At 62.7% G+C, this 25,386-nt stretch carries 26 protein-coding genes; 15 read left to right on the forward strand and 11 right to left on the reverse strand.

All coding sequences use genetic code 11. The annotated features are described in order from the left end of the window. Nucleotides 1-20: 20 nt before the first annotated feature. A complete protein-coding gene (locus ACFELO_RS03320; protein ID WP_440959155.1) occupies nucleotides 21-605 on the reverse strand; it encodes a DUF6438 domain-containing protein in 585 nt (194 codons plus the stop codon). Nucleotides 606-774: 169 nt separating this feature from the next. Between ACFELO_RS03320 and ACFELO_RS03325 the strand changes: the two genes are divergently transcribed. The 4 genes from ACFELO_RS03325 (at nucleotide 775) to ACFELO_RS03340 (ending at nucleotide 3,217) form a co-directional block, all read left to right on the forward strand. Then, entirely contained in the window at nucleotides 775-1,839 is a 1,065-nt protein-coding gene (locus ACFELO_RS03325; protein WP_440959156.1) for a DUF5694 domain-containing protein, read from the forward strand. 69 nt (nucleotides 1,840-1,908) lie between these two features. Continuing rightward, nucleotides 1,909-2,310: a hypothetical protein gene (locus tag ACFELO_RS03330; RefSeq protein ID WP_440959157.1), complete on the forward strand. Its 402-nt coding sequence runs from the start codon at nucleotides 1,909-1,911 to the stop codon at nucleotides 2,308-2,310. 26 nt (nucleotides 2,311-2,336) lie between these two features. Further along, nucleotides 2,337-2,495, forward strand: coding sequence for a hypothetical protein (locus ACFELO_RS03335; protein ID WP_440959158.1), 159 nt, complete (start codon nucleotides 2,337-2,339; stop codon nucleotides 2,493-2,495). 551 nt (nucleotides 2,496-3,046) lie between these two features. Further along, nucleotides 3,047-3,217: a hypothetical protein gene (locus tag ACFELO_RS03340; RefSeq protein WP_440959159.1), complete on the forward strand. Its 171-nt coding sequence runs from the start codon at nucleotides 3,047-3,049 to the stop codon at nucleotides 3,215-3,217. 60 nt (nucleotides 3,218-3,277) lie between these two features. Here ACFELO_RS03340 and ACFELO_RS03345 read toward each other — a convergent pair whose 3' ends face one another. Next, nucleotides 3,278-4,054 carry a DODA-type extradiol aromatic ring-opening family dioxygenase gene (locus ACFELO_RS03345; protein ID WP_440959160.1) on the reverse strand — a complete coding sequence of 259 codons (777 nt, stop codon included), beginning with the start codon at nucleotides 4,052-4,054 and terminating at the stop codon, nucleotides 3,278-3,280. A 103-nt stretch (nucleotides 4,055-4,157) separates the two neighbouring features. Here ACFELO_RS03345 and ACFELO_RS03350 point away from each other — a divergent pair, with 103 nt between their 5' ends. Further along, nucleotides 4,158-5,048, forward strand: a complete 891-nt coding sequence (locus ACFELO_RS03350; RefSeq protein WP_440959161.1) for a LysR family transcriptional regulator — start codon at nucleotides 4,158-4,160, stop codon at nucleotides 5,046-5,048. Here the strand turns inward: ACFELO_RS03350 and ACFELO_RS03355 are convergent, their stop codons facing one another. From ACFELO_RS03355 to ACFELO_RS03370, 4 genes are all read right to left on the reverse strand, one after another. Then, nucleotides 5,049-6,068 carry a hypothetical protein gene (locus ACFELO_RS03355; protein ID WP_440959162.1) on the reverse strand — a complete coding sequence of 340 codons (1,020 nt, stop codon included), beginning with the start codon at nucleotides 6,066-6,068 and terminating at the stop codon, nucleotides 5,049-5,051. Nucleotides 6,069-6,174: 106 nt separating this feature from the next. After that, the gene (locus tag ACFELO_RS03360; protein ID WP_440959163.1) at nucleotides 6,175-6,600 is read right to left on the reverse strand and encodes a very short patch repair endonuclease; all 426 of its coding nucleotides are present in this window, start codon (nucleotides 6,598-6,600) and stop codon (nucleotides 6,175-6,177) included. Continuing rightward, nucleotides 6,594-7,775 (reverse strand): FAD-dependent oxidoreductase, encoded by a 1,182-nt coding sequence (locus ACFELO_RS03365; protein WP_440959164.1) that lies wholly within the window; start codon nucleotides 7,773-7,775, stop codon nucleotides 6,594-6,596. The genes ACFELO_RS03360 and ACFELO_RS03365 overlap by 7 nt, the downstream gene beginning before the upstream one ends. Nucleotides 7,776-7,777: 2 nt before the next feature. Further along, on the reverse strand, nucleotides 7,778-8,950 hold the full coding sequence (locus ACFELO_RS03370; protein WP_440959165.1) for a DNA cytosine methyltransferase: 1,173 nt from the start codon (nucleotides 8,948-8,950) through the stop codon (nucleotides 7,778-7,780). 104 nt (nucleotides 8,951-9,054) lie between these two features. On the opposite strand from ACFELO_RS03370, the gene ACFELO_RS03375 reads away from it, so the two are divergent. After that, nucleotides 9,055-9,960 (forward strand): hypothetical protein, encoded by a 906-nt coding sequence (locus tag ACFELO_RS03375; RefSeq protein WP_440959166.1) that lies wholly within the window; start codon nucleotides 9,055-9,057, stop codon nucleotides 9,958-9,960. Nucleotides 9,961-10,014: 54 nt separating this feature from the next. Beyond that, entirely contained in the window at nucleotides 10,015-11,004 is a 990-nt protein-coding gene (locus ACFELO_RS03380; protein ID WP_440959167.1) for a tetratricopeptide repeat protein, read from the forward strand. Nucleotides 11,005-11,009: 5 nt separating this feature from the next. Here ACFELO_RS03380 and ACFELO_RS03385 read toward each other — a convergent pair whose 3' ends face one another. Continuing rightward, nucleotides 11,010-11,933 carry an acyl-CoA thioesterase gene (locus ACFELO_RS03385; RefSeq protein ID WP_440959168.1) on the reverse strand — a complete coding sequence of 308 codons (924 nt, stop codon included), beginning with the start codon at nucleotides 11,931-11,933 and terminating at the stop codon, nucleotides 11,010-11,012. Between the two features lie 86 nt (nucleotides 11,934-12,019). Beyond that, entirely contained in the window at nucleotides 12,020-12,454 is a 435-nt protein-coding gene (locus tag ACFELO_RS03390) for a transcriptional repressor (protein WP_440959169.1), read from the reverse strand. Between the two features lie 181 nt (nucleotides 12,455-12,635). On the opposite strand from ACFELO_RS03390, the gene ACFELO_RS03395 reads away from it, so the two are divergent. The 5 genes from ACFELO_RS03395 to ACFELO_RS03415 all read left to right on the forward strand — a co-directional run bounded on the left by ACFELO_RS03395 (nucleotide 12,636) and on the right by ACFELO_RS03415 (nucleotide 19,520). Beyond that, on the forward strand, nucleotides 12,636-14,762 hold the full coding sequence (locus ACFELO_RS03395; RefSeq protein WP_440959170.1) for a TonB-dependent receptor: 2,127 nt from the start codon (nucleotides 12,636-12,638) through the stop codon (nucleotides 14,760-14,762). 131 nt (nucleotides 14,763-14,893) lie between these two features. Beyond that, entirely contained in the window at nucleotides 14,894-15,541 is a 648-nt protein-coding gene (locus ACFELO_RS03400) for an OmpW/AlkL family protein (RefSeq protein ID WP_440959171.1), read from the forward strand. 189 nt (nucleotides 15,542-15,730) lie between these two features. Continuing rightward, nucleotides 15,731-16,543, forward strand: coding sequence for a SapC family protein (locus ACFELO_RS03405; protein ID WP_440959172.1), 813 nt, complete (start codon nucleotides 15,731-15,733; stop codon nucleotides 16,541-16,543). 183 nt (nucleotides 16,544-16,726) lie between these two features. Further along, the gene (locus tag ACFELO_RS03410; RefSeq protein WP_440959173.1) at nucleotides 16,727-18,844 is read left to right on the forward strand and encodes a protein-disulfide reductase DsbD family protein; all 2,118 of its coding nucleotides are present in this window, start codon (nucleotides 16,727-16,729) and stop codon (nucleotides 18,842-18,844) included. A 37-nt stretch (nucleotides 18,845-18,881) separates the two neighbouring features. Continuing rightward, complete coding sequence (locus ACFELO_RS03415) at nucleotides 18,882-19,520, forward strand: redoxin domain-containing protein (protein ID WP_440959174.1); 639 nt, start codon at nucleotides 18,882-18,884, stop codon at nucleotides 19,518-19,520. On the opposite strand, the gene ACFELO_RS03420 is transcribed toward ACFELO_RS03415, so the two are convergent. Further along, complete coding sequence (locus ACFELO_RS03420) at nucleotides 19,514-19,978, reverse strand: hypothetical protein (protein ID WP_440959175.1); 465 nt, start codon at nucleotides 19,976-19,978, stop codon at nucleotides 19,514-19,516. The two genes, ACFELO_RS03415 and ACFELO_RS03420, sit on opposite strands and share 7 nt — an antisense overlap. Before the next feature lie 119 nt (nucleotides 19,979-20,097). Here ACFELO_RS03420 and hisS point away from each other — a divergent pair, with 119 nt between their 5' ends. After that, entirely contained in the window at nucleotides 20,098-21,591 is a 1,494-nt protein-coding gene (gene hisS, locus ACFELO_RS03425; protein WP_440959176.1) for a histidine--tRNA ligase, read from the forward strand. Between the two features lie 215 nt (nucleotides 21,592-21,806). On the opposite strand, the gene ACFELO_RS03430 is transcribed toward hisS, so the two are convergent. Next, a complete protein-coding gene (locus ACFELO_RS03430) occupies nucleotides 21,807-22,811 on the reverse strand; it encodes a hypothetical protein (RefSeq protein WP_440959177.1) in 1,005 nt (334 codons plus the stop codon). A gap of 148 nt (nucleotides 22,812-22,959) precedes the next feature. On the opposite strand from ACFELO_RS03430, the gene ACFELO_RS03435 reads away from it, so the two are divergent. Beyond that, complete coding sequence (locus ACFELO_RS03435) at nucleotides 22,960-24,039, forward strand: glycoside hydrolase family 3 N-terminal domain-containing protein (RefSeq protein ID WP_440959178.1); 1,080 nt, start codon at nucleotides 22,960-22,962, stop codon at nucleotides 24,037-24,039. A 19-nt stretch (nucleotides 24,040-24,058) separates the two neighbouring features. Here ACFELO_RS03435 and ACFELO_RS03440 read toward each other — a convergent pair whose 3' ends face one another. Beyond that, a complete protein-coding gene (locus ACFELO_RS03440; protein ID WP_440959179.1) occupies nucleotides 24,059-24,628 on the reverse strand; it encodes an acyloxyacyl hydrolase in 570 nt (189 codons plus the stop codon). 418 nt (nucleotides 24,629-25,046) lie between these two features. Between ACFELO_RS03440 and ACFELO_RS03445 the strand changes: the two genes are divergently transcribed. Next, nucleotides 25,047-25,325, forward strand: a complete 279-nt coding sequence (locus ACFELO_RS03445; RefSeq protein ID WP_440959180.1) for a hypothetical protein — start codon at nucleotides 25,047-25,049, stop codon at nucleotides 25,323-25,325. Nucleotides 25,326-25,386: the final 61 nt, after the last annotated feature.

The raw sequence follows: 25,386 nt of genomic DNA on the forward strand, positions 1-25,386 counted from the left end.
CAGCGGCGTCGGGGGCTTTTTTATTCGTCAAAGCCGCACTCTTCGCGGGGGAAGCCATGACCCCAAATGTGTTCACGAGGAAGCTCAGAAAAGCGGGATGAATCCACAAGCAGGTTTTTGGCGAACAACAATTCTCGGGCGTGATCCACAATGGCGCTTAAGGCGATTGCATCTTCACTCAGGCGCGTTGGTCTCGGGCGGGTTTGGGAAGACTCGCGGTCTTCGATCCTGCAGCCAGCATACCAATACAGTTCAATGGAGTTTCCACTGGAGAACGAGACGGAAATGTAAGCGCTCGGGTGGTCTGTTACGAAGACGGTGCAATTGTGACTGCCGGGCTCAACCGAGTTGCGCGCCAGAAACTCGTTTTCACTCAGGGTTCGGACAAGTGCCTGAAAACTTTGCTCAGGCAGGACGCTCGAGTGCGGGCCTTCGACATTAGTGAAGTGCAACCCGCAAAACAGGTAAGCATCATCGGGCTCGATGGAGACGATATAGCTGGGGCAATAGCCGAAACATCCAGTTTGCTCGACCCGGATTTCCTCGATCTCCTCATAGGAGATTTCAGCCGCCGGGGCTTGTTCCACATAGGCAAATTCGAACACGGATGTCTCTCCTCAACGGCTCGAACGCGCAGTATGCGTGAATCCATGACTCTGGCGAGTTGGATTTGTAACTCGCCGGTTCGTCCGTCAGCTGTCAGGCTGGGTCTGCATCCAAAGGGACGGGATGCGGCATCATCAGATGACAGACTGCAAACGGGGACACGACGCCATGCTCACCACACTCACCGCCTTCGCCGCACTGACGCTCGCACAGGCCACAGAACCCGGCATTGATTTCTCAGGCGTGCAGGAGCCTCTAGGCGGCGAGCCGACGCGGGTTCTGGTGTTGGGCACGGCGCACCTCAATCAACTGCCAGAAGGCGCGCTCAATCCCGGCGATCTTGATCTGGTGCTCGACCGGCTTGAAGCCTTCGCGCCCGACATTATCGCGGTTGAATCGATTGGCGGGCGCGGCTGTGACGAGCTGCGCCGCTATGAGCCGCTCTATGAGGGCGTGGCGGAAAGCTATTGCCGGGACCCTCAACCGGCGCTCGATGTGCTGGGCATGAGCCAGCCTGAAGCCTATCTCGCCGCGCGCACGCGCCTGTTCGAGCTGGCTGACGCGCCGTCCGCGACCGAGCGTCGTCAGCTGGCGCTGCTATTGCTGGGGGCGGGTGAGCCCTGGTCCGCCGCGCTTCAATGGGCGCAGCTGGACGAGGCCGAGCAGGTCGCCGCTGACGGTCTGACCGACGCGCTTGCGGCTTCACTTGATCGCATGCTCGTCAGTCGCAACGAAAATGCGGCGCTGGCGGTGACGCTGGGCGCGCGGCTGGGCCTTGATCATCTGGCGACCATGGACGATCACACGGCGGATTCGATCTACGCTTTCGCGCCGGGTACGCTGGGCGAAACCATCCAGTCGGTCTGGGCGCAGTCCGATCCGGCGGTGGATGATGTGCACGCCGAGGCCACCAACTATCTGGGCTCGCCCGAACTTGTGTTGGCCGGATACCGCTTCATCAACTCGCCACGCTATCAGCGCGCCACGATTGATGGAGATTTCGGCCTGGCCGCAGCCACGCCGGACAATGATGCGGTCGCCCGCCAGTATGTGAGCTGGTGGCAGACCCGCAATCTGCGCATGACGGCCAATATCGTCGAGGCGACGGGCAATCAGCCCGGCGCGCGGGTGCTGGTGATCGTGGGTGCGTCCCACAAGGCGTATTTCGACGCCTATCTCGATCAGATGCACGATTGGGAGCTCGTCAGCGTGGATGAGGTGCTGGCGGACTGATCTTTCCCGGAACGGGGCCCGGTGGATGCGCGTTGTTTGATCAAGGACAACAGCAAGAAGGAGGCGGAAATGGCTTCCCACTATTCCACCGACGCCGCCCCGGCCGATAATCAGGCCTTCGCCCAACCCTTTGATGAAACGAAGGCCATGGGCAGAAAGGGCGAGCTTCGTCCTGACGACGCCAAGCTGGGCGATACCGTGGTTCCGGTCGATCAGGCGCTGGATGGCGCCCGCGGCGAGCGCTTTGGCGAGACGGTCGATCAATCTTCCGCAGGTCGACTTGGCGCGAGCGATGAGACTGTTGAACGTCTTGCCTCCGACAAGGCCGACAAATCCAAGTCGAAGGAAAAGACCAAAGAGAAACCGGATGACAGCCCTGATCCCGATGACGAGGAAGACAAGCTCGATGACGCCCTCGACGACAGCTTCCCGGCCTCTGACCCGCCGCCCATCCGTCCGGGTGAAGGCTAGGGTCGCGGATCAGATTGGAGATTGTCATGGCGGATACGTCAGAACACACGAAGTCGCAAAAACCGGAATCTCTGGATCGCGAAGCCCAACGCCGGCGAGAGGCGGGCGCTGATGGCGCTGAAGCGGACAAGGTGCCCCGACCTGGGCCGTCCAAGTACAAGGACGCCAAAACATCCGACGACTGAGAAGACGCGACTCATGTGTGAAAGCCGGGCCCGGGGCCCGGCTTTCATGCGTTTGAATGAAGCCGGTGTTCCAACGAAGTTATGGTGGTTTCTTCTTGAAAGAATATCGATATTCCATTTGTTAACAGGTTCGTTAACCAATGTGCTTGAGTGTAGCTCAATCCTTTGCTTAACATTGAAGCGTTGGAGGGTGATGTGCTCTTTGGCGGTCTCGTTTCCGCCATCTGCTCCGGTCTCCAGCGTGTCAGGCTTCCCTCGGTCCTGACGGGCGGTTCCCCTCAACTGCCGCCCATGCCTACCGGTCTCTCCCCTGGAGGCCGGCAGCCCCTGGGTCCACGCAGGCGTCGGCTCTGCACGGTCCCGTGTGCAACCACCGCCCGCCGCCCCGTCCCATCCAGCGGGGCCGGGCGGTGGGTCCATATCCGCCATACGGTATGTGACAGAACGCAGCGCAGCGTGAACAAGATGGCCAAGGTTTAATCCGGCTCCGTCTTGGCGATCTGCATTCGGCTCTCCAACTCCAGATCAGGAGTTCATTTGTGGAGGTCGATATGTATTTGAGAAATGAGGATGCGCCCGCCAACGACAATGCACGCAGTCCGGCTCCGACCGAGCAGCCGGTTCATGAAGACCCGGCCTTGCGCCGCCGCCGCATCGCAGCCGATGAAGCCGAGCGCGAGCATATCTTCAGCCCGGGGCCCTGGGACTGGAAAACGCCCTGACAGCGTGTGACATCTGAATGCACAAACGCCCGGAGTTCAGCTCCGGGCGTTTGTGTCTGGTCAGAGGGGGATGGACCAGATGTCCATCGCCAGAGCGGCGTGGGTATAGCTTTCATGCATCTGAACGCCTGGCCCGGCGGCTGCGCCAGCGGCGGCGATCAACGGGCGATAGTGCTCGGGGCTGGGATGATTGCGCTGGGCGTTCGGGGCGGACCGCCAGTCTTTCAGAGCGTCCCAGTCACCGCTTGCCATCGCCGTGCGGGCCCAGTCTGCAAAGGCGACCGCGAACGGGGCGGGCGGTGCATTCTCCGGCGCTGACAAGGCGTCACGCAGGGAGTGCGTCAGCGAGCCCGAGAAGATCAACTGGATATTCTCCTGGGCCAACGGCGCGAGCGCGCGCCCCAGAGCCCAGCTGTCTTCATCCGTGCTGAACCGGCTCGGCAGCGAGATCTGGATGACCGGGATCTGGGCGTCAGGCTCCACCAGCGCCAGCGGCACCCAGGCGCCATGATCCAGTCCGCGATGCGCGTCGGGCACGGCGTCGATGCCTGCGGCGTTGAGTCGGGTGACGATGTCCTCGGCCAGTTCGGGCGCGCCCGGCGCAGGCCAGATGAACCGGTGCAGCTCTTCGCTGAAGCCCCTGAAATCGTGAATGGTGACCGGGCGGGTCGAGGAGGTGACGGCGACCGGGCCGTTCTCCCAATGGGCGGACACCACCCCATAGGCGGCGGGCGCCGGCAGGGTGTCGCCCAGGCCGATCAGGAAGTCACGGGCAGGGGATCGCCCCGTCAGAAGGGTGGGGGCGCCATGAGAGAGAAAGAGGGCAGGGCGGGTCATGTGACATCATCCGAACAAATCCATGTGATATGTGAGATGACAAATCCAGCCCCAGATTATAATACCCGCAAATCGGGATTTACTCTTTCCCTAAAGGAAACACATGGACCGGATCGACGCCCTCCGCCTGTTCGCCGCTGTGGCTGAGCTTGAAAGCTTCACCCGTGCTGCCGAACGGCTTGGCATGACGGCGGGCGCCGCATCCAAGCAGATTTCGGCGCTGGAAGAGCGCATGCAGGCGCGCTTGCTGGAGCGGACCACGCGGTCTGTGCGGCTCACCGACGCCGGGCGCGCCCTGCTCGAACGGGTCGGGCCCTGGCTGTCTGAATATGACGCCATCGAGAACGGCCTGGTCGCGGAACAGGCGGCGGCGGCGGGCATGCTGCGCGTTTCCGCGCCGGTGGATTTCGGCTCTTCGCGCCTGATCGAGCCCGTCACCGCCTTCATGGCGAAATGGCCCGGCGTTGAAGTCCGGCTCGAGTTTTCCGATCGTATGGTCGATCTGGTGGATGAAGGTTTCGATCTCGGCGTCCGAATCGGCCAGCTGGGGGATTCCAGCCTGATCGCGCGTCGTCTGGCGCCTGCGCCGCTGAAAGTTCTGGCGAGCCCGGGATATCTCAACGCAGCGGGCGCTCCCGAGCATCCCTATGACCTGTCCCGGCATGACTGCATCATTGATCGCAACAAGCCCGCCCCGAACCTGTGGCGCTTCCAGCGCGAGGAGGAGAGCGTCGAGGTGAAGGTCTCGGGCCGACTGACGCTGAACGGCGCCCGCGCGGCGGTGTGCGCCGCCGCCCATGACGCCGGCATCGCCAGTTCTCCGGCCTGGGCTGCGCATGATGCGCTGGCCCGGGGTGATGTGGTCGAGATCCTGCCCGAATGGGCGCCGGACCACCGCGATCTCTGGGCGGTCTTTCCCTCCAACCGGTATCTGGCGCATCGGGTGCGATTGCTGGTCGATCACCTCAAGGATTGGTTCAAGGACGGGCTCTAATTAATCGTCATCAGGATTTCCAATGTAACTATCAAAAATAAGATATGTTGGTGCGCCAGATGGGTCTCTCACATAGAATCCTGAAATTATAACTTTATCGCTTTCCATTGCGTCAAGGATTTCTGTTAAGAGCTTTCTCTTTTCGTTTTTTCTAACAAGAAAATTCACTATTTTGCTTGAAGATGTTTCTCGTATTTTTCCCCATCCATTCTCTTTGTCGTACCGTTTTAGGGAGCCGGCAATAATACTTTTGTTCGTATCAATGGTATTTCCTGAAAGCCCTTCGATGTCTACAATGGTAATGTTGTCGGATTTCTTAGATTTTTCGTCTTCTGATATTATAGTCAAATTATCCGCGGATTTTCTGAGTGGTATACCTATTTCATACATTTGAGGTCGAATTTTATTAATTAAATCAAACTTTTTCTCCGAACTGACTTCGGAGAATGCTTGATAATCACTACCAATGGAGGCGTGCCTATCCATTCTTTCAACCAAAGAGTTTAGTTTTTCAATTATTTCGGAGTTTAAATCTAAAGCTTTGTCTCTATTTTTTAATTCTTCTTTTAGGTGGTTAATATATTCTATTGAAACATCGTGATCGCTAGCGCTCTTTCTGGCGATTTCATCTATGAGTTTCATAATGGGCTTGTTGTGTTCTTCGATTATCGCTCTTGCGTGATCAGATTGAAGCGACTCGGCCTGTCTTTTAGTTGGAAGAATAAGTGAAATGGCATATTGGATGACCATTCCAAGTGGGACGCTAATAAATGTTGAGGCTCCAGTTTGCAGTATTTCTTGAACTACTATTTCCCATGAGCCTTTAATCGGGGTCGAAACACGAAAGTGCGTATCTGCAACATTTCGCGTTATTCGTTTGGGGATTTCTCCGTGCTTTTTAAAAGAATCTAATGTGTACAGAAATCTGGCAGCACCATATTGGAAGCGGGCAGATTCGTAAAAGTCCAAAACGCCTTCCGAGGCGATTTTTCCAGAAAATTTGAACTCAACCGTTGGCATTGATGCGGTGCCCCCTTGCAAGTGCTGGGGGATGGTAAGCTTAAGCTCACGTTGCAGTCAATTCAAAGCCTTAACTGTGGAAATCTCCGATCACCTGCAACCTCTCTTAGTGGCCCAGAAACGCCCGCAGCCGTGCGCTCAGCGCGTCGCGATCCTTCATCTCGCATTCCCAGATCACCAGAACCTGCCAGCCGAGGGCTGAGAGCGCAGCAAGACTGGATGCGTCACGCGCCACATTGCGCCCGATCTTGTTGCGCCAGTAGTCGGCGTTCTGCCTGGGCTGGCGGGACCCGCGCGCACAGTCATGGCCATGCCAGAAACAGCCATGCACGAAGATTGCCTTGCGGCGTCCGGGGAAGACCAGATCAGGTTTGCCGGGCAAATCCTTGCGATGCAGGCGAAAGCGATAGCCCAGCGCATGGGCGAGCCGTCGCACGATCATTTCGGGCTTGGTGTTCTTGCCTTTGACGGCAGCCATGACCCGGGCGCGTTCTTCGGGCGTGAAAACATCGCTGCCCTTGGGGCTCACCATGGCAGGCGGCCACGGCCCACCAGCGTCCAGCCCATCCAGTTGCGAATGCCGGGAAGGCGACAGCTCAATCCCATGAACGCGTCTCGCAGGACGCCGATGATCGCCGAGCTCGACTGAAACACCGGCGTCAGCGCCCGGCTCATCAGGGTGTAATAGCCCGCCACCGGCTTGCGCTCGGCTTCAAAGCGTTTGAGCGCATGCACGGTCGGCGCCTCATCCTTGAGCTGACGGGCGAGGCTTAGCGCATCGCACAGCGCCAGATTGGCCCCCTGACCCAGTTGCGGGCTCATGCCGTGGGCGGCGTCGCCGATCAGCACGGCCTTGCCGTTTCGCCAGCTGGGGCAGACGCAATCGCGATAGCGGGCTTCGGCGAAGGTTCCGGCATCGCTGACCGGGTCAATGACATCCGCCGCGCGCGGCCAGAGTGTGCGCAAGCGCGCCTTGAAGGCGTCCAGCCCGTCCGCATGCCAGGCGGGAATGGCGTCCCCGCGCAAGGACCAGAAGAAGCTGACGCCCGGCCGGCCTTCGGGATCGGCGGGATTATCCCCGACGGGCAAGAGCCCGATCATCACCCCGCAGCCGCGATAAACCTGATCGAGCATGCCGTCCCGCCGTCCGTTCGGATCAGGCAGGATCGCCCACATCGCGCCCCAGGGATAAACCGGATCGCGCGCGGTCGGGCAGATCTGACGGCGTAGACTGGAATGAGAGCCATCCGCCGCGATGACGAGATCAAAGGGCTCGCTTATCTCGCCGGTATCCAGCTCCAGCCGGGGCTGGTTGTTCAGATCGTGCAGGGTGCGGACGCCCTGTCCGGTCCGCCAGTCGATTGATGTTTCAAGCGCGGCTTCGTGCAGCAGGTTGAACAGGCTGGCGCGGTGAATGCCGACCCCGCCATCGCCCGGTCGTCCGTCGGCATAGCGCAGATCCAGCACGGTTCGGCCCTTGGGCGTGCGTCCGATCAGGCGGGTGACATGCGCGCCGCGGGCTTCGGCTTCCTGCCTCAGCCCCATCACGCCCAGCGCTTCAAGGCCGGAGGGCTGCAACAACAGGCCCGCGCCCAGCGGGCGCGGCGCGTCAAAGCGCTCAAATACGCTGACCTTATGGCCATCCCGGGCGAGCAGGGCGGCGCTGGCCAGCCCGGAAATCCCGCTGCCGATGATGGCGATCTTCATGACTATTCCGCCGGCTCGCTTGCGGGCAGGACCGCGCTCGCATGTTCCAGAATTGGCTCGAACAGGCCTTCGCGCAGAAAGGCGACGACGGGCGCGGCGACGCCATCGCCCGCCAGATGCAGGCCCGCGCTTTCGCGCTTGGGCAGCTTGTAATGGTCGGGCAGGCCCATCAGTCGCGCATATTCACGCGCGGTCATGGGACGTGTGCGCACCCGGCCGGAACGGACCGAGACAATAAATTGGCGCGAGGACCCGCCGCCGGGCGTGCGCAGGCAACCCGCCAGGCCGTCAAAGCGCACTTCGGCGCGCTGGACGCGCTCGCCTTTTTCCATCCGGGTCCGGCGATAGAGCGCCCCGATCACGGGCGTCTCGGATTGGCGCGCGGCCTTGAGCTTGGCCTTGTTGCCCGGGCTCATCATGGCCAGCAGACGCCGGGTCTCTTCCGGGCTATGCCAGGGCGTGCGCCGGGTCGGCTCGATCAGATCGCCCAGCGTCTGGTTCGGGATCGGCGGCACGGGCAGGGCCCACCACAACCAGTTGGCTTTCAGCGTTTCGGGCAGGCGTTCCGCCGCCTTGCGCACCGCGCGGGTATGGAAGGGGGAAATACCGTCCGGCGCTTCATCGAGCACCAGCTCGTCTGGGATGGGGATGTCCTTGCGCAACGCCACCACAAACAGGCGCGGACGCGATTGCGGCACGAACCAGCGCGCATCGATCTCCAGCGCGCCCACCCGGTAGCCGCCCTCATCCAGCGTCTGGCACAGGGCGACGAAATCGGCGCCATTGGAGCAGGTCAGAAGTCCGGTGACGTTTTCCAGCGCGATCAGCTTGGGCGCGCGGCCTTCGGCTTTCAGGGCCTCGATCAGCTTCCAGAAACCATAGAAAACGCCGGAGCGTTCTCCCGCCAGACCCGAGCGCGGCCCCGCCAGGGACAGGTCCTGACAGGGAAAGCTCGCCCAGGCCAGATCGGCCTCGCCCGGCAGGTCGGACGGTTTGAGCGCACAGACATCGCCCTGATGGAAATGGTCATCGCCGAAATTGTCGCGATAGGCGTTCGCCTTGTCAGCATCGATATCATTGGCGAACCGGCAGCGCCAATGCGCGCCGAGCCCCAGGCGCGCCATCCCGCCGCCACAGAAGAACTCGTAATAGCCGTATCGGGAATCACTGCGCATGAGCGCCAGCATACAGGCTTGGCGCTTTTGACGAAGCGCGAGAGAGCGCTAAAGTGCGCTCGACTGTGAAGGGCAGGGGCGGTCAGCTTCAGGATGACGACGATATGAGGCGTTTTTTCGTCCGCTATGCGGGACTTTTCGGGCTGGCGCTGATGGCGAGCGCCTGTAGCCAGACATTGCAGCCGCCGCCGGCTCCAATGGCCAGTTTCGGCGTCCCCGCCGAACCGCGGGCTTTCGCGCCAACGCCCAGTCTTGCGCCCAACAACCGGCCCGATGCCGAGCCGGTCTCCGGCTATGAAATCGATGGCGCCGGATTTTACGGCGATCTGCACTTTCTTGAGGCGGACGGCGCTGTGCGTGCGATCTATGCGCATGCCGTGGACGGCGACGTGACCATGCACGCCGAACTGCGTCCCGAAAGCCCCTGGCTGCATGACGGTGTTCGGCGCTTTGAAGGCTTCGCCGAAAACGGCGACACCCTCGTGGTGGAGCTGGAAGCGGGCGTCTGCGAGATGAATGGACGCTCCTATGGCCGGTTCGCCCACATCGAAACCGAGGCGGGCGTCTTTCAGGGCTGCGCTTCTGAAATCGGCCCGCAACCGAGCTGGTCTGATGATCTGCCGCGTTATCTGCCGATGATCCGGACTTGCCTGGATCAAAGCCAGTCTTCGTCCATGGCATTTGTGCGGGGCGCGGGGCGTGCTCAGGTGCTGCATGTGCAGGACAACGGGCCGGACGCGGTGGTGCGCATGCGCTTTGGCGAGTCCGGGCGCTGGGATTGTTCGCTTGAAGGCGGGCAGACGCGCTGGCGCGTGGTCAGTGACGAGGCGCCGGTGCGGCCGGGTGAAAGCGATCCGGTCTTTATCCTGAACGCCATGCCCGAAGCGGGCGAGGCCTGCGCGATCTATGAGCGGGTGGTGGACCAGAATGGCGAGACGCTGGGCGCGCTGGGTTATGACGCCTGCATGACCGGACCGATGGCGCAGCTGGAGCCCGGTTTGCGCTTCTAAAAACCGGTTCGGGACATCTGGCGGAGCCTTTCCGACTCGCGGCACAAGGGCGGTATGATGATACAGGTTCTGACAGCATCGGCTCTGGCCGCCTTGACCTGCAGCGCCGCCCAGGCGGAGCTGCGCGATGTTTCCGTGTTGCAGGAGGCCGGGCGCACCCAGCTCTGGCTCAGCTTTGACGAGCAACCTCAAGCGGTTGAGGTTCTGCCGGGCGAGGGGCTGGTGCTGCATGTGGATGGCGTCAGCGCGGAAGGCTCGCGCCGCATCGAGCCCGCCGTTCGCGGGCCGGTCTCCGCACTGGCGCTCAGCCGGGCGCCGAACGGCGTGTCGATTTCCGTGTCCGGCGCGTTCTCCCGTGGTGAGGCCGAAGTGCGTCAGGGCGGCGTTCTGGTGACGCTTCTGAACGTGACCGGCGTCTCCACGCCGATCACCCGGACCCCGCCGCGCACGCACGCAACCGAGCAGAGCCATACGGCGTCCACGGCGCCGGCGACGCAACCGGCGCACGCCGCGCCGTCGTCAGACCATTCCGCGCCGGCATCCGCGCACGGGTCTGATGCGGGTCACGCCTCATCAGTCAGTGCAGCGACCAGCCATGCCCAGCCGGCTCACGCCGATGCCGGTCATGGCGCGGCTGCATCTTCTGACTCTCACGCGACCTCAGCCCATGAACCGGCGACCGGGCAACCGCTTGAGCTGGGCGGTGATGTGGTGATCGATGAAAGCGTGTGTCCGGACTCTGCGGCCCGTCTTGCGGATGCGCCCTGGGATCTGAACCTTCTGTCCACCCACGCCGACTGCCTTGTCAGCATGGGCGACAGCGAGGGCGCTGTGGCGTTGTACCAGCGCGTGCTGGCGTTTGACCCGCGTCACTTCCAGGCGGCTCTGGGGCTGGCCCGCATTCTCAGCGATCAGGGTGATCATCAGGCCGCAGCGGAGCTGTTTGACACCGCTGCCAGCGCCGCCCGGACCGATGGTCAGGCTGTGCAGGCCCGGATGGCGGCGCGCCGCGCCCGCGAGCTGGCCGGATCAGGCGGGCAGTAGCTACGTTAGAGCGACAGCTCGGGCCGGGCTTTGGCCTGTAGGTCAGCTAGCCTGTCAGCGCTGACCCTCTCTAGTTTGCGGGTTTTCAGATTGAGCATGCAGGCGACCGCTTCCATGCTCCACAAGGCTTTTCCGGTCACCGGATCAAGCGCCCAGTGCACCAGCGTGCGCACGGTCTCGCTCGCAGATTTCAGCCCGGACCGGATTACGAAGCCTTCTCCCTGAGACGGGAAGCGACGGAAGTTGAGCCGGGATTCCAGCACCGCACTGGCGACCGTCAGCGGCGTATTGTCGGCGAAGGCCTGCCATTGCTCGGGGAAGCCGTCGCTGAAATGGATGACGCTGTCAGAGACCTTGCCGATGCCAAACTCGGCCCGCATCCGGCCAAAGGCGTCCAGCTCGTCGCGATTGATCCGGCCGCGCCCGATTTCCTGCAAGTCCAGCTTATCCGCTTGTGTCAGGGAGAGGGCATCGCTGGCCGGGGTCTGGCTCAGGCTGCGCGGCGTCAGAATCTCGGGACGCTCGATCAGGCTGGCGCTTAAAGCCTTCAGGCTGCGTTGAGGCCAGGAGAACACGCGTCCTGTTTCGGCATGCGAATGTTCGGCGCGGATTTCGAAGGTCGCCGCCGGGATATCGCTGGCGGCGTGGTAGAGGATCATCGCCACGGTCAGGCTGGTCTCGTCATGACTGACAACGCCGCCGGAAATCCGCAAGGGCGCGCCGGGGCGGGCTTCGGCGAGGAAGCGGACCGTGACATCGCGCGGGATCAAGGTGGCGGTGGCGTCCGGGGCGAAGGCGTGATGCATGCCCAGATGATCAGCGAGTCCCGCGAGGGCTTCCTGGGCTTTCGCCATGTAGAACCGGACATTGAGATGGCCCAGCTCGTCACATTCCCACGCATTGGCGTTGCCGCGCCACAAGACCTGCATCCGACGAACTCCCGTAACTGTTTATCGGGAGCCTAGGCCGGTTTGGCGGGGCTGTCAGGGCGCCGGGGCGCAAAAGCCGATCGGCGTCAGTTCGCGCAGCGTGCGCACTGCCCGTAATGCTCGACCACGCTGCGGCTGACGATGAAGCCCTCAGGCGTGTCAGACGGGGCGCGATGCATGTGACGCTCGTCCACATTGCCGCACGACTCGCAGATGAACAGCTCGGCTGACCCTGTGCAGGGATCATCCTCATCATGACCGTTCAGGCAGGCTGTGTAGGCGTTCAGCGCCTCGACCTTGTGAGCGAGCCCCGCGCGGGTGAGAAAATCGAGCGCGCGATAGACCGTGGGCGGTTGCGCCGCGCCGCCCGGTTTGAGCGCTGACAACAGGTCATAGGCCTTCACCGGACCGCCGGCTTCCACCAGCAATTCCAGCACCCGCCGACGCATGGGCGTCAGAGACAGGCCGCGCTCGGTGCAGAACCGTTCGGCGGCGTCTAGCGTTTGAATCGCACTGTTCATGGTTACCATCCTAGCCGCTTTCCGTGGGCAGGGCGAGCGTTCGAGCCAGCCCTTTACAACGCCAGGGGAACGAACCTTGCCACTTCTTCATCTGAATAGGTGGGATTCCCAACTTGATGCGCCAAGGGGGTGACGTTATGACATTACGTAACGTGACTTTATAACATTGCGGGGTTGTTCCATGGCGTCTCATTCCAATTACGCACGCAAGCTGGGGGCTGCGGTCAGCCTGCTGGCGCTCGCGGCTCCGACCGCACTGGCGCAGGCGCCCGACGCGGCTGCAGAAGAGGACGTGATTGTCGTCCGGTCGGCCCCTTTGCAGCTGGCCAGTGAAGAGATGGTGGGCTCGGTCGAGGTCGTGTCCGCGCGTCAAATCGAGCGGGATCTCAATGGCAATATCGCCGACACGCTGGATCGTCTGCCGGGTGTGAGCAGCACCTATTTCGGACCCGCGGCCGGTCGCCCGATCGTGCGCGGCCTGGGGGCGGACCGGGTGCGCATGCTGATCAACGGTCTGGGCGCTCTGGACGCTTCCAGCGCCAGCCCGGACCACGCGGTCTCGGCGGAAGCGCTGGGCGCCCGGCAAATCGAGGTTCTGCGCGGTCCGGCCGCGATTGCTTATGGCGGCGGCGCTGTTGGCGGGGTGGTGAACGTGCTCGATGGCCGTATCCCGACCGAACGCAATGACGACCGCATTGATGGCTATGCCTATCTGGGCGCCACAAGCGTGGATGAGGGAACCCAGGCCGCGGGCCGCGTAACTGCGGACTTCAATGGTCTGATGATCCAGCTCGAAGGGCTCAAGCGCGAGGGAAGCGCTTTCGACATTCCGGGTTTCGCCGAAACCGAAGCCCTGCGTGAGGAGCATCATCATGAGGATGAGAACCACGAGGAGGGCGAGGATCATGAGCATGAGGAAGAAGAACCCGCCTACGGCGAAGTGCCCGATTCCGACTACACGTTCGAGACTTATTCCGGCGCAGTTTCGCTGGTGCGCGACTGGGGCTTTATTGGCCTGTCGGTGAAGGAGACGGACGCTGAATACGGTCTGCCCGGCCACTCGCACGCCCATGAGGACGAGCACGACCATGAAGAGGGCGAGGAGGATCATGACGAGGACGAAGATCATGATCACGAGCACGAGGGTGAAGAAGCCCCGCGCCTTGTGCTGGACCAGACCCGCATTGATTTGCGCGGCGAGCTGAACCGGGACGCGCTATTCAACCGTATCCGCTGGAGCTTCGCACACGCCCATTACACCCATGCCGAGCTGGAAGAGGGCGAGATCGGGACCTTGTTCCGCAAGAACGGCTTTGAAGGGCGGGTCGAGCTGGCCCATGACCATGGCGACAACCGTCAAGGCGCATGGGGCGTTCAGGCCCTGACCCAGGATTTCTCCGCCGAGGGCGAGGAAGGCTATATCGAACCCGTCACGACCCAGGACTGGGGGGCCTTCGTCACCGAACGTTGGGATAATGGCGACTGGGGTCTGGAAGGCGGGTTGCGGGTCGAAACCCGTGAACTGAGCGGTCAACGCGCCACGCGCTCGTTTGATACCGTGTCTGGTTCAGGCTCGCTGTTCATTCGTCCGACTGAGGACTGGTTCATCGCCGCGACCCTGTCGCGCACTGAACGCGCACCCACGGATGCTGAAGTCTTCGCTGACGGTCCGCATGCCGCCACCCGCGCCTATGAGCGCGGCAGCCTCGATCTGGATACGGAAACAGCCTGGTCCGGCGAGTTCACCGCGCGCTTCAGTGGCCAACGTCTGTCGGCGGAGGGCAATGTCTTCTACGCCGATTATGACGGCTTCATCGGTCTGTTCCCGACAGGCGAGGAAGAGGACGGCTTTGATGTCTTCGAATACCGCCAGGCCGACACGGCGCTTTATGGCTTTGAAGCCCTGATCAATGCAGACCTTGGCGCGGTGCGCGGCTGGGCGATCAGCGGGGAGCTTGGCCTTGATTATGTGCGGGGCAAAGTGGATGGCGGCGGCGACCTGCCACGCATTCCGCCTCTGTCATCCAACCTCGCCCTGATCGCCGAGCAAGGCATCTGGTCGGTGCGTGGCGAGGCGCAGCTGGTGGCGGATCAGGACGAGACCGCCGCATTCGAGACCGAAACCGACGGCTACGCCCTGTTCAACGCGGATCTGGAAGTCACGCCGTTCACGGATCGGGACGTGCGCGTCATCCTGGGGGTGCGCAACATCACCGACGAGGAAGGCCGGGTGCACACCTCCTTCCTGAAAGACCAGGTGCCGCTGCCGGGCCGGAACTTCCGGATCGCTGTGCGCACCAGCTTCTAAAGCAGGGCTCTTCCCTTCCCTGCGGCAGGGCGCCGCGCGTCAGCCGGACGCGCGGCGCCTTGCCATATATCAAACTTCCGCGAGCGGGCGCAGAAAGTCCCCATCCTCACTATGGGAAAAGGGACGAACCCATGAAAAAGCTCCTTCTCGCCGCCGCCGGCGTTGTCGCACTCACCGGCATGACGGCTCCTGCCGCTCTGGCCGAAAAAGGCGACTGGCAGTTCCGCGTGCGCGCCATCACTGTTCAGCCTGACGAAGGCGCCGACATCCAGGCCATTGGCGGTGATGTCGACATCGACAGCTCGGTCGTGCCGGAATTCGACATCAGCTACTTCTTCACCGACAACATCGCTGCCGAACTGATCCTGGGCGTCACGCCGCACGACGTGATGGCCGTGGACACTGCGGTGGGTGATCTGGATCTGGGCGACGTCACGCTGCTGCCGCCGACCCTGACCCTGCAATACCACTTCAACCCTGAAGGTCAGGTCCGTCCGTATCTGGGCGCTGGCGTGAACTACACGATCTTCTTCAACGATGATCTGCCCTCAGGCACCATTCTGGACGGCATCGACTATGACCCGTCCTTCGGTCTGGCGCTTCAGGCTGGCGTTGACTACGCGATCAACGAACGCTGGTTCCTGAACTTTGACGTCAAGAAGGTCTGGATCAACACCGACGTGACCGTTGACGCCAGCACCGCTCTGAACGCTGTGGTCAATGCAGACGTGGATATCGATCCGTGGATCGTCGGCGTCGGCTTCGGCTGGCGTTACTAGAACCCTCTGCAAGGGGTGGCCCTGAATTCAGTCCTCCCCCAGAGGTAAGGGGCCCATCACGGGCGTTCCGCAATCGCGGGGCGCCCGTCTTGCATTGCAGCCCCTGATCTTGATGCGTGTGTCCCGTTATGTTGCCTCACAAGCGGGTCTGCGCTAACGATCCATCAACGTTTCAAGAGGGGGAGCCCCATGGCCGACGCCGCCGCCAACAAGCCGACCTTGACCGGGTCCTTGCCGCTTTACAAAAATCCTGAGCCGCTGAACCCGCAAGAGCATCAGGGCAAAGGTCTGCGCTATAATGACCGCCCGTTCGATTTCCTGAGTGAATCGCACTTCGTGCCGGTCACCCTGGGTGAGTTCGGCGCCACCGGCTCCCGCTTCCCGATCATCTTCCTGGGCGAGCACCGGACCCCGGTCGCAGCCATGGGCCTTCAAGCGGGTCAGAACCTGTTTGTGGATCCCACCACGGGTCATTACGAGCAGTTCGCCTATCTGCCGGCTTTCGTGCGCCGCTACCCGTTCGTGGCCGCAAACCACGGCCCGGACAGCGATCGCTTCACCGTTTGCGTGGACACCGGCTCTCACCTGTTCTCGGACAATCCCGAGCAGCCGTTCTTCAATGACAAGGGCGAGCCGACCGAATTCACCAACCGTGCGATCGACTTCGTGCGCCGCTTTGAATCCGACGTGAAACTGACGGAAGACTTCGTCAAGCGTCTGATCGAGCTGGACCTGTTTGACCAGCAACAAGCCACCTTCCAGCCGCGCAACGCCCAGGGCGAACCCCAGGGTGAGCCGCAGGTGATCGCCAGCTATTGGGGCGTGTCCTCTGACAAGCTGCGCGCTCTGAAGCCGGAAACCCTGGCCGAGCTGCGTGACAACACCTATCTGGGCGCGATCTACGCGCACATGCTGTCTCTGGCGAACTGGGAAACCCTGATTTCCCGCGCTGGCGCGCGCAACGCAGGTGCAGGCGCTCCGCCGCCCCCGCCGCAAGCCTAAGCGATCTTATCTCGCAAGACGGACAGACCGGCCGGAGCCCTGCTTCGGCCGGTTTTTCTTTGCGCAGGGTTCACCCGCTTTCACAAGCCCGTCAGGCCGGTTTCGTTCGGGCCGGTGAACAGGCTATATCAGCAGGGAAGGATCATTCCCTCCTGATCCCCTGCGTCCCGAGGAGCCCCTGACGTGACACGCCTTCTTGCCCTGCTGCTGATCCTGTGTTCCAGCGCCCCGGCCTTGGCCCAGTTCGGTTCATCCGAGCCCATGGTCGACGCCGCCCTGGTCTCGGACCGCACCTCTGTCGCACCGGGCGAGACGTTTTATCTGGCGTTGCATCAGCAGATCACGCCCGGTTGGCACACCTATTGGCGCAATCCGGGAGATTCCGGCGAGCCGACCCGGCTGGATCTGGACTTGCCGGACGGTTGGTCCGCCGGCGGGATGATCTGGCCGGCGCCGCACAGTTATGACCTCGGCCCCCTGAGCAATTACGGCTATTCGGCAGAAGTGACCTTGCCGGCGCCTGTCACGGTTCCGGCCAATGCGGCGCCCGGCCCGCTGACGATCACCGCCTTCGCTACCTGGCTGGTGTGTGAGGACATCTGCATCCCTGAAGAAGCGGATCTGACGCTGACCCTTCAGATTGGCGAAACGGCAGTGGATCGCGCGGGTGAAGCCCTGATTGCGCAAGCACTGGAGCTGGCGCCGGTCGAGGCGCCGGACATGCGCGCCGGGCTTGAAGGCGACAGCAACGGTCTGGTGCTCACCCTCAGTGATCCGCGCTTTGCAGGGGCAGTGCTCTCGGACGTTACATTCTACCCCCACGAGTCGGGCGTGATCGACCATGCCGCTGATCAGGCCCTTATTCATGAGGGAGAGGATCTGCGAATTGACGTGGCTTCGGGCTATCTCAGCCGCAATGGCGTGGATCAGCCGCGCACTGGCGTTCTGGTCTATACGGCGCAGCGTGGCGATGCGTGGACCGAGGAAGCGGTGGAGTTCACGGCGCGCAATGGCCTGCGCGTGAATGAGCTGGCCGCGGCCATGCCCGCTACTCCGGCAGGGTCGGACGAGGAAGGGGGGCAGCCTGCGCCCGCTCCGCAATCGATCGGTTTTCTGCAGGCCGCCGGTCTGGCGCTTCTGGGCGGTCTCATCCTCAATCTGATGCCGTGCGTCTTCCCGGTTCTGTCCATGAAGGCGCTGACCCTCGTTGAAAAGCGGGGTGCGGAACGCAATGAGGCGCGGACGCTCGGGCTTGTGTTCGCTGCGGGCGTGATCGGGACGTTCCTGGTGCTGGGCGGGATGCTGCTGGTCCTGCGGGTTGCAGGTCTGCCTGCGCTCTGGGGCATGCAGCTTCAGGCCCCGCTGGTGGTGGCGGGACTGGCCACCCTGATGTTCCTGATCGGCCTGAACCTCCTGGGCGTGTTCGAAATCGGCACGTCTCTGCAATCGGTTGGCTCCGGCGTGAAGGATAGCGGGCGTCGCGGCGCCTTCCTGACCGGCGTGCTGGCGGTGTTTGTGGCCGCGCCCTGCCTTGCGCCCTTCATGACCGGGGCTTTGGCCTTTGCCCTGACACAGCCCGCGCTGGCCTCGCTGACGATCTTTGTCTTCCTCGGTGTGGGGCTGGCTTTCCCCTTTGTGCTGGTCAGCTTTGTGCCGGGCCTTCTGAATCTTTTGCCGCGACCGGGGCCCTGGATGACGCGGTTTCGGGAAATCCTCGCCTTCCCGATGTTCGCCACGGCGATCTGGCTGGTCTGGGTGCTGTCCGCGCAATTGGGGTCCAGTGGCGTGCTGTGGCTGATGCTGGCGCTATTGGCGGTCAGCTTCACGGTCTGGGCGCTGCGTCTGAGCGGCGCGGTCGGTCGGGTGATGGTTGTGGCGGGTGTCTTGATGACTCTGGGGTCCTTGTCGGTGACCGCGCGCATGGAGCCGGTGACCCGAACTGCGCCTGGCCAGAGCGAATGGGCGCAATGGAGCGACAGCGCAGTTCTGGAGGCCCAGGCCGCCGGACGCCCGGTGTTTGTGGACTTCACCGCCGCCTGGTGCGTGTCGTGTCAGGTGAACAAGCTGGGCGCGCTGTCTGACGGGCAGGTGAAAGCCGCGTTCGCTGAACAGAATGTGGCGCTGTTCCGCGCCGACTTCACCAACCGCGATTCTGTCATCGCGGAGGCTTTGGCCCGGCATGGCTCGGCAGGGGTTCCGCTCTACCTTGTCTATCCGGCCGAAAGCGGTGAGCCTGAGATCCTGCCGCCCTTGCTGACAAGCGGCATCGTGATCCGGGCGATCAATGACGCCGTAAACTAAAGACACAAGACGGGTTCAACACTGGGGAGTGACGCCTATGAAGACGCTTTCACGCCGTACGCTGGGGCAGGCGATGGGCCTTGTTGCCGCTGCCGCCCTGACCGCATCCGCCTTCACGCTTGAAGCCTTTGCCGAAGTGGTGACAGGCGAAGCCTCGCCGGCCTTCTCGGTGGAAACCGCAACGGGTGAGTTGCTGTCGCTTGAGAGCCTGTCAGGGCAGACCATCGTCCTGGAATGGACCAATCATGGCTGTCCCTATGTGCAACGCCATTACGGCTCCGGGCATATGCAGACCTTGCAGGCGAGCGCCGCTGAGGATGATGTGGTCTGGATCCAGGTGATCTCGTCCGCACCGGGCGAGCAGGGCCATGTAGACGCTGAAGAAGCGCTGGCGCTCAATGTCGAGCGGGGCGCAAACCCGGCCCATGTGGTGCTCGATCCATCCGGGGATCTGGGCCGGCTCTATGACGCGCGCACGACGCCGCACATGTATGTCATCGATGCCGGCGGCGTGCTGCAGTATCAGGGCGGGATCGACGATCAACCGCGTCCGCGCGAGGGCGATCCCGAGCCGACCGATTATGTGACACTGGCGCTGGCGGCGGTCAGCGCAGGCGAGACGCCCGACCCGGCTCAGACGCAGCCCTATGGTTGCAACGTCAAATACGCTCACTGAGCTCCGGTTTCAGCCGGACAGGACAGGCTGAGCGCCGCCGCCTGCGCGTCAGGCGTGGCGGCGATCTCGGCGGCCTGTCCGGTCAACCGGGCGACCTCCTGATAGACGCGGGCGTGATCGGCGCGGGTCGCGGGCTCTGACAAGAGGTTGGCGCGAAGCTCGGCGTCCTCGCTCATGCCGCGGAAGATGCAGCGTAAATCCATTGGGCCGCCACTTTCATCAACGGCGCGCGACAGACGATGGGCCTCCAGCGCAAACTCGCTGAGATCGGTCAGGAAGGCGTCTTGCGGCGGCAGGGCCTCAACGGGCACCGCCGGGCTGCGCGCCATGTCCTGCGCCCGGGCCTGCGCCTGCGCCTGCAAACGCTGGGACAGCGCGACCAGATCTGCAGACAGATCGGGCGAGGCGGCGGGCGTGCTGATGGCGCTGGCGATGATGACAAGCGTGTGAGCGAACATGGACGACATCCGGTTTTTTGTGCTTAGAGCGCCCTGCAAACCCGGCGCCGCTTGATCCTTGCGTCATGCAAGGCTAATCCGCAGGCCCTTCGATACTTTTAATCTGAGCGAGCATCCTCATGGCCAAGACCAAGGCGTTCCGTCCCAAAGCCCGTCGTCCCCGTGGTTTTGAGGATCGCGCGGCGCATGTGTTGCGCGCCGAACGCGCGCTCGTGGGCGCTGCAAGCGCGGTTTATGAGCGCTGGGGCTTTGAGCCGCTTGAAACCCCGGCCTTTGAGTATGCCGATGCGCTGGGCAAGTTCCTGCCCGATGAAGAACGTCCCAATGAAGGCGTCTTCGCCATGCAGGACGATGACGAGCAATGGATGGCGCTGCGTTATGACCTGACGGCGCCGCTCGCCCGTTTCGCCGCCGAGAATTTCCAGGATCTCGCCAAGCCCTTCCGCCGCTATCAGTTCGGTGAAGTCTGGCGCAATGAGAAGCCCGGGCCGGGCCGTTTCCGCCAGTTCGTCCAGTGCGATGCTGACAGTGTGGGCGCGCCGGGCCCGGCGGCGGATGCGGAGATGATCGCGCTGGCCAGCGAAGTCATGGGCGCTGCGGGTCTGGGCGGGGATGAGTTCGTCATCCGCGTCAATGATCGCCGCCTTCTGGATGGCGTTCTGGAGCGTCTGGGTGATGCGGCGTCCGAGAAGCGTCTGCGTGTCCTGCGCGCTATCGACAAGATGGACCGTCTGGGCCTTGAGGGCGTCGAGCTGCTTCTGGGCGAAGGTCGCAAGGATGAAAGCGGCGACTTCACCGAAGGCGCCGGGCTGGACGCTGATCAGCGCCGCCATGTGCTGAATTTCATCGAAGCCGGGCAGGTGGGTGATGCGCTGACCGGCGCCGCCCGCAATACCGAAGTCCTCAAGCGCCTCACGGCGGCGCTGGGCGATACCGAAGCGGGCAAGCTGGCGGTCGCCGATCTTGAGACGATCACGGCCGTGCTGGATGCTTTAGGCAAATCAGCCAACTGGACGCTCGACACCTCGGTCGTGCGCGGGCTGGGTTACTATACCGGCCCGGTGTTTGAAGCAGAGCTGCTGGCGGAAGCCACCTACGACGATGGCTCGCCCATCCGCTTCGGCTCTGTGGGCGGGGGTGGTCGCTATGACGATCTCGTCAGCCGCTTTACCGGCCAGGCCGTGCCGGCGACCGGATTCTCCTTTGGCGTCAGCCGTTTCGCCTCGGCCCTGTCTGCGCTCAAGCGTCTGGATGCGGCCAAGGCCGACCCGCTGGTGATCATTGTGGCGGCCGAGAAGGACCGCATGGCGGACTATTTCTCGGTGGCGGGTGAGCTGCGGGCGGCCGGTCTGCGCGCTGAAGCCTTCATTGGCGGCGGCAATATGGGCAAGCAGCTCAAATACGCCGACCGTCGGGAAGCGGAGTTCGCCGTGATCATCGGGTCCGAGGAACGCGAGAAGGGCGAGGCCCAGATCAAGGACCTCAAACTGGGCGCACGCCTGGCCGCCGAGATCACCGATAACAAGACCTGGCGCGAGGAACAGCCCGCCCAGTTCACCGTCGCGCGCGATCAGATCGTCAGCGCTATCAAGGCGCGTTTGGCTGGCGCCTGAATGTGGCGAAATTGCAGCAAGGCGAAAGATCGCCTGACTCTAGGGGCTTGACGTTCCTATGACGGTTAGGCCAACGTTTATTCAGACAGGGCCTGACCGTCTTGTCTCTTAAGTGGTGTCTCTGGGGAGGAGACGTCTCTTAATCGACCAACCAGAATCTTTAAGCCCGGCGTCTGATGACGCCGGGCTTTTTTTCTCTGCTCTATACGTATCGTCTAGCGACGGGGCGGCAGCGGCGGCCGGGGCGGGGTGCTCGGACCGCCTTCGAGCTCCTGGCCCTGTTCAGAATTGCGCCAGGCGTCGAGCCAGGTTTCCTTCTCGGCGCCGGTCAGTTCCCGACCATTGACCCAGACCCGGGTCTCGCCATCACGTTCGATGATGCGCACCTGACGGTCCTGATAGTGATGGGCGTGGCGCGGGGCTTCCACATGGTGGTCCGGATGCCAGTCCGCACGCTCCTCACGCAGCTCGGCCAGGCTCTCTTCCAGCTCTTCCCGGGCTTCACGCAGCTCTTCGCGATCCTGACGGGTGAGGGGCACCTGCTCACCGTCCTCGGTTTTCCAGCCACGCTCCAGCGTCCGGTCAATGGCGGCCAGGCCGGTTTCAAGCCCGGTCTCGGCGGCCATCAGCCCGGCCTGGGCGATTGATTCTGCATCAATGGAGATGGAGATGGCGCGGCGCTCGCTTTCTTCCGCGCGTTCCATGGCCCGACGCGCCTGACGCTCGGCACGGCGTACATGGCGCTCGGCGTCGCGTTCTGCGCGCTCGGCTGCGCGTTCGGCCAGACGCTCGGCGCGTTCAGCACGACGCTCGCTTTCCTCCACGATGACTTCGATACGGGCCTGGAGCGCTTCCTGATCGAGGTTGAGGCGATCAATGGCGATGTGGAAGCCAGAGCCTTCGGAGAACATGGCGGTGAGGGATTCGCCCAGCTCTTCCATTTCTTCCTCGAATTCCTCGATCTCATCCTGCGACCAGCTATGAGCGTCGAAATCAAAGTCGAGGGAGAGCGAGGCGGTGTCGCCATCCTCAAGCGCGTTCTCGATCACATGAATGGCGTGAGCGCCGTCACGCACGACAATGCGCTCGCCATTCACGATCAACACGTTCTGATGGCGATCATCATCGCGAGCGTACTCGGTTGCTGCGCCGGCAGAGGCGCATGCAACCAGAAGCGGGGCGGCGGTGACCGCAGCGGCGGTCGCGATCCAGTGTTTCATGAGGTGTCCTCCCTGTTGCAGGCACTCTGCTACCGCTCGCCTTACAGCTGTGCGTCCGCGGGCTTAAGTTTTCGTCATATTGGTATGCAACTGGACAGGCGCGCCGCCGGGCACTAGCAAGACCCTTGAGGGACAAGGCGGAATGGCAATGATTTCACGACGCGGCGTATTGGCGGGCCTGGCGGCGCTTGGGGCGGCTCCGGCCTTTGCGGGCACAATCACACTCGATCAGTTGGTGGGCGAGAGCCTGATCCTCGGTTTTCTGGGCAGCACGCCGGACGCCGAGGGCGCGGACCGGATCGAGCGCGATCTGGCCGAGGGGCGCATCGGCGGCGTTCTGTTCCTGCGCCATAACGCCCGTACGCGCGAAGGCGTTCTGGGACTGGCGCAACGCTTTCGCGCCGCCGCGCCGAACGCCTGGCTCGCCATCGATCAGGAGGGCGGTTTCGTTCAGCGACTGACGGATGAGATGGGCTTTACCGACATACCCACCGCCGAACAGCTGCTGGATATGGGGCTGGAGAATGCCCGCCCCGTCTTTGCGCAAGCGGCGGCGGAGCTGGCCCGAAGCGGTTTCTCGATGAACCTCGCGCCTGTCGCAGACCTTCAGCATGAGGGCAATCAGGTGATTGATCGCTGGGCCCGCGCCTTTGGCGATGATCCTGAAACCGTCGCCGCCTATTGCGGCGCCTTCATAGACGCCATGGAAGCGGAAGGCGTGGCCTGCGCTATCAAGCACTTCCCCGGTCACGGGCGCAGTGAAGGCGACAGCCATGACGGCTTTGTCGATATCACCCAGACCTGGGACGAGATCGAGGCTGCGCCCTTTGCGCGCCTGATCGATCAGGACAAGGCCCATCTGATCATGGGCGGGCACCTGATCAACCGGCGGCTCGATCCCTCGGGCAATCCCGTCACGCTGTCAGCCCCGATCATTCAGGGCCTTTTGCGCGACCAGATGGGATATCAGGGCGCAGTGATCACTGATGATCTCGATATGGGGGCGATCCGGAACCAGTATTCGCGCGAACAGGCGATCGTTCAGGCCCTTGCGGCGGGCAATGACCTTCTGTTGATCTCGAACTCGGCGGATGCCGACCCGGATCTGTCGCGTCGTGCTGTGGACTGGGTCGGTGCCGCGCTGGATGATGGACGTCTGAGCCTTGAGCGTTTGTACGAAGCCAACACCCATATTCACTCGCTGAAGACGCGCATCGGGCGGGGCTGACCCCGCCCGTCCATCGCGTCTAGCGGAAGCGATAGCTCATCCGCAGGCCCAGCTCGTCCAGACCCTGATTGCGGCCGCTGCCAAGGATCTGGCCGTGGGAATGGTGTTCGTAGAACACGCCGGCGGACCATTGCTCGCTGATGGCGTAATCCAGCCCGAACCCGGTGCGGAACAGCCAGTCTGATCCCAGAAGGGCGCGGGTGTCCTTGATGCGCTGGGCTTCAACCGGGCCGTCGCGATCCGGATACACTTCCAGCACGCCGTCATTATAGCTCAGCCCGAACGAGAACTCGCCGCTCAAACGGTCAGTGAAGCCGTAATCCCAGGCGAGGCCCGCCGTGACCAGATTGGTATAGCCCTGGGTGCTGATGCTGGCGGACAGGAAGGGGCGCGGGGACCAGACCGGCTCCAGGAAATCCGGGCTTGCAAACAGCAGGTCGCCGACAATCTGCGGGCCATCCTCGGTGTGGTCGGTCAGGTCGTGCGCGGCGACGCCAAGGCGAATCTCTTCAATGCCGAAACCGGGGCTCTGGGCCTGAGCGGCGCTGGTGAGTGACAGAGCGAAAAGCGCGGCGGCGATACGAAGCATGTAAGAAACCTCTTGAATGGATATCCCTGACATACCGCCATGGTTAAACCTTGACCAGCCGTGTGATGACAACCGTCGAGAACCATTGTGATCTGTTGCCTCGAAGTCGCTGGCGGCATCTGAGAGAAATCGCGTGTATGGACACAAAATAACGTGTGTGCAGGCACGGTTTTAGTAGCTTGAGGGCGAAATCTGACTGGAATGGCTCACCGTGATGAAACAAGACCGGCCTCGCTCCCCCAAGAAGACTGCTGTGATCGATTTGCGGCTGTCTGACGAGCTCAAGCAAGCCTTCGTGGCCCAGTGCCAGGAGGACAATGAGACCGTCAGCGGGGTCCTTCGCGGTTTCATCACCGCTCATCTAAGAGCGCGTGCAAAACAGAAAGCCGCTCAGCGGCTTCGAAGGAGTCTTCTGACCATGATTGAATCCCTGCGTATGATCCTGACCACTGGCGTCACCGGCGGCGGCGCCGTTGCGGCGGCTCTCATTCTGAGCCCGGTGGCCATTGAGGTGCTTTCAGACGCCCCTGTCGGCGGGCCGATCGTGTCCGCTGAAGCGCCGTCAGAGGGCGTGACGGTTGCTCTGTTCGAAGTGGCCCCGATTGCGCCGACGACGGGCCCTGAAGTCACGGCAATGTCTGAGGGGCAGAGCGACGGGCCGGTCTCCCTGTCGACACGGGTTGCCGCGTCGCTCTAGGGGCGGCGGCGCCAAACAAAAAGGGCGGCTCCATCGAGCCGCCCTTTCCATTTGGTTGCGT

Origin of the sequence: Oceanicaulis sp. LC35 (genome assembly GCF_052055585.1) — a bacterium.
Classification (GTDB): Bacteria; Pseudomonadota; Alphaproteobacteria; order Caulobacterales; family Maricaulaceae; genus Oceanicaulis.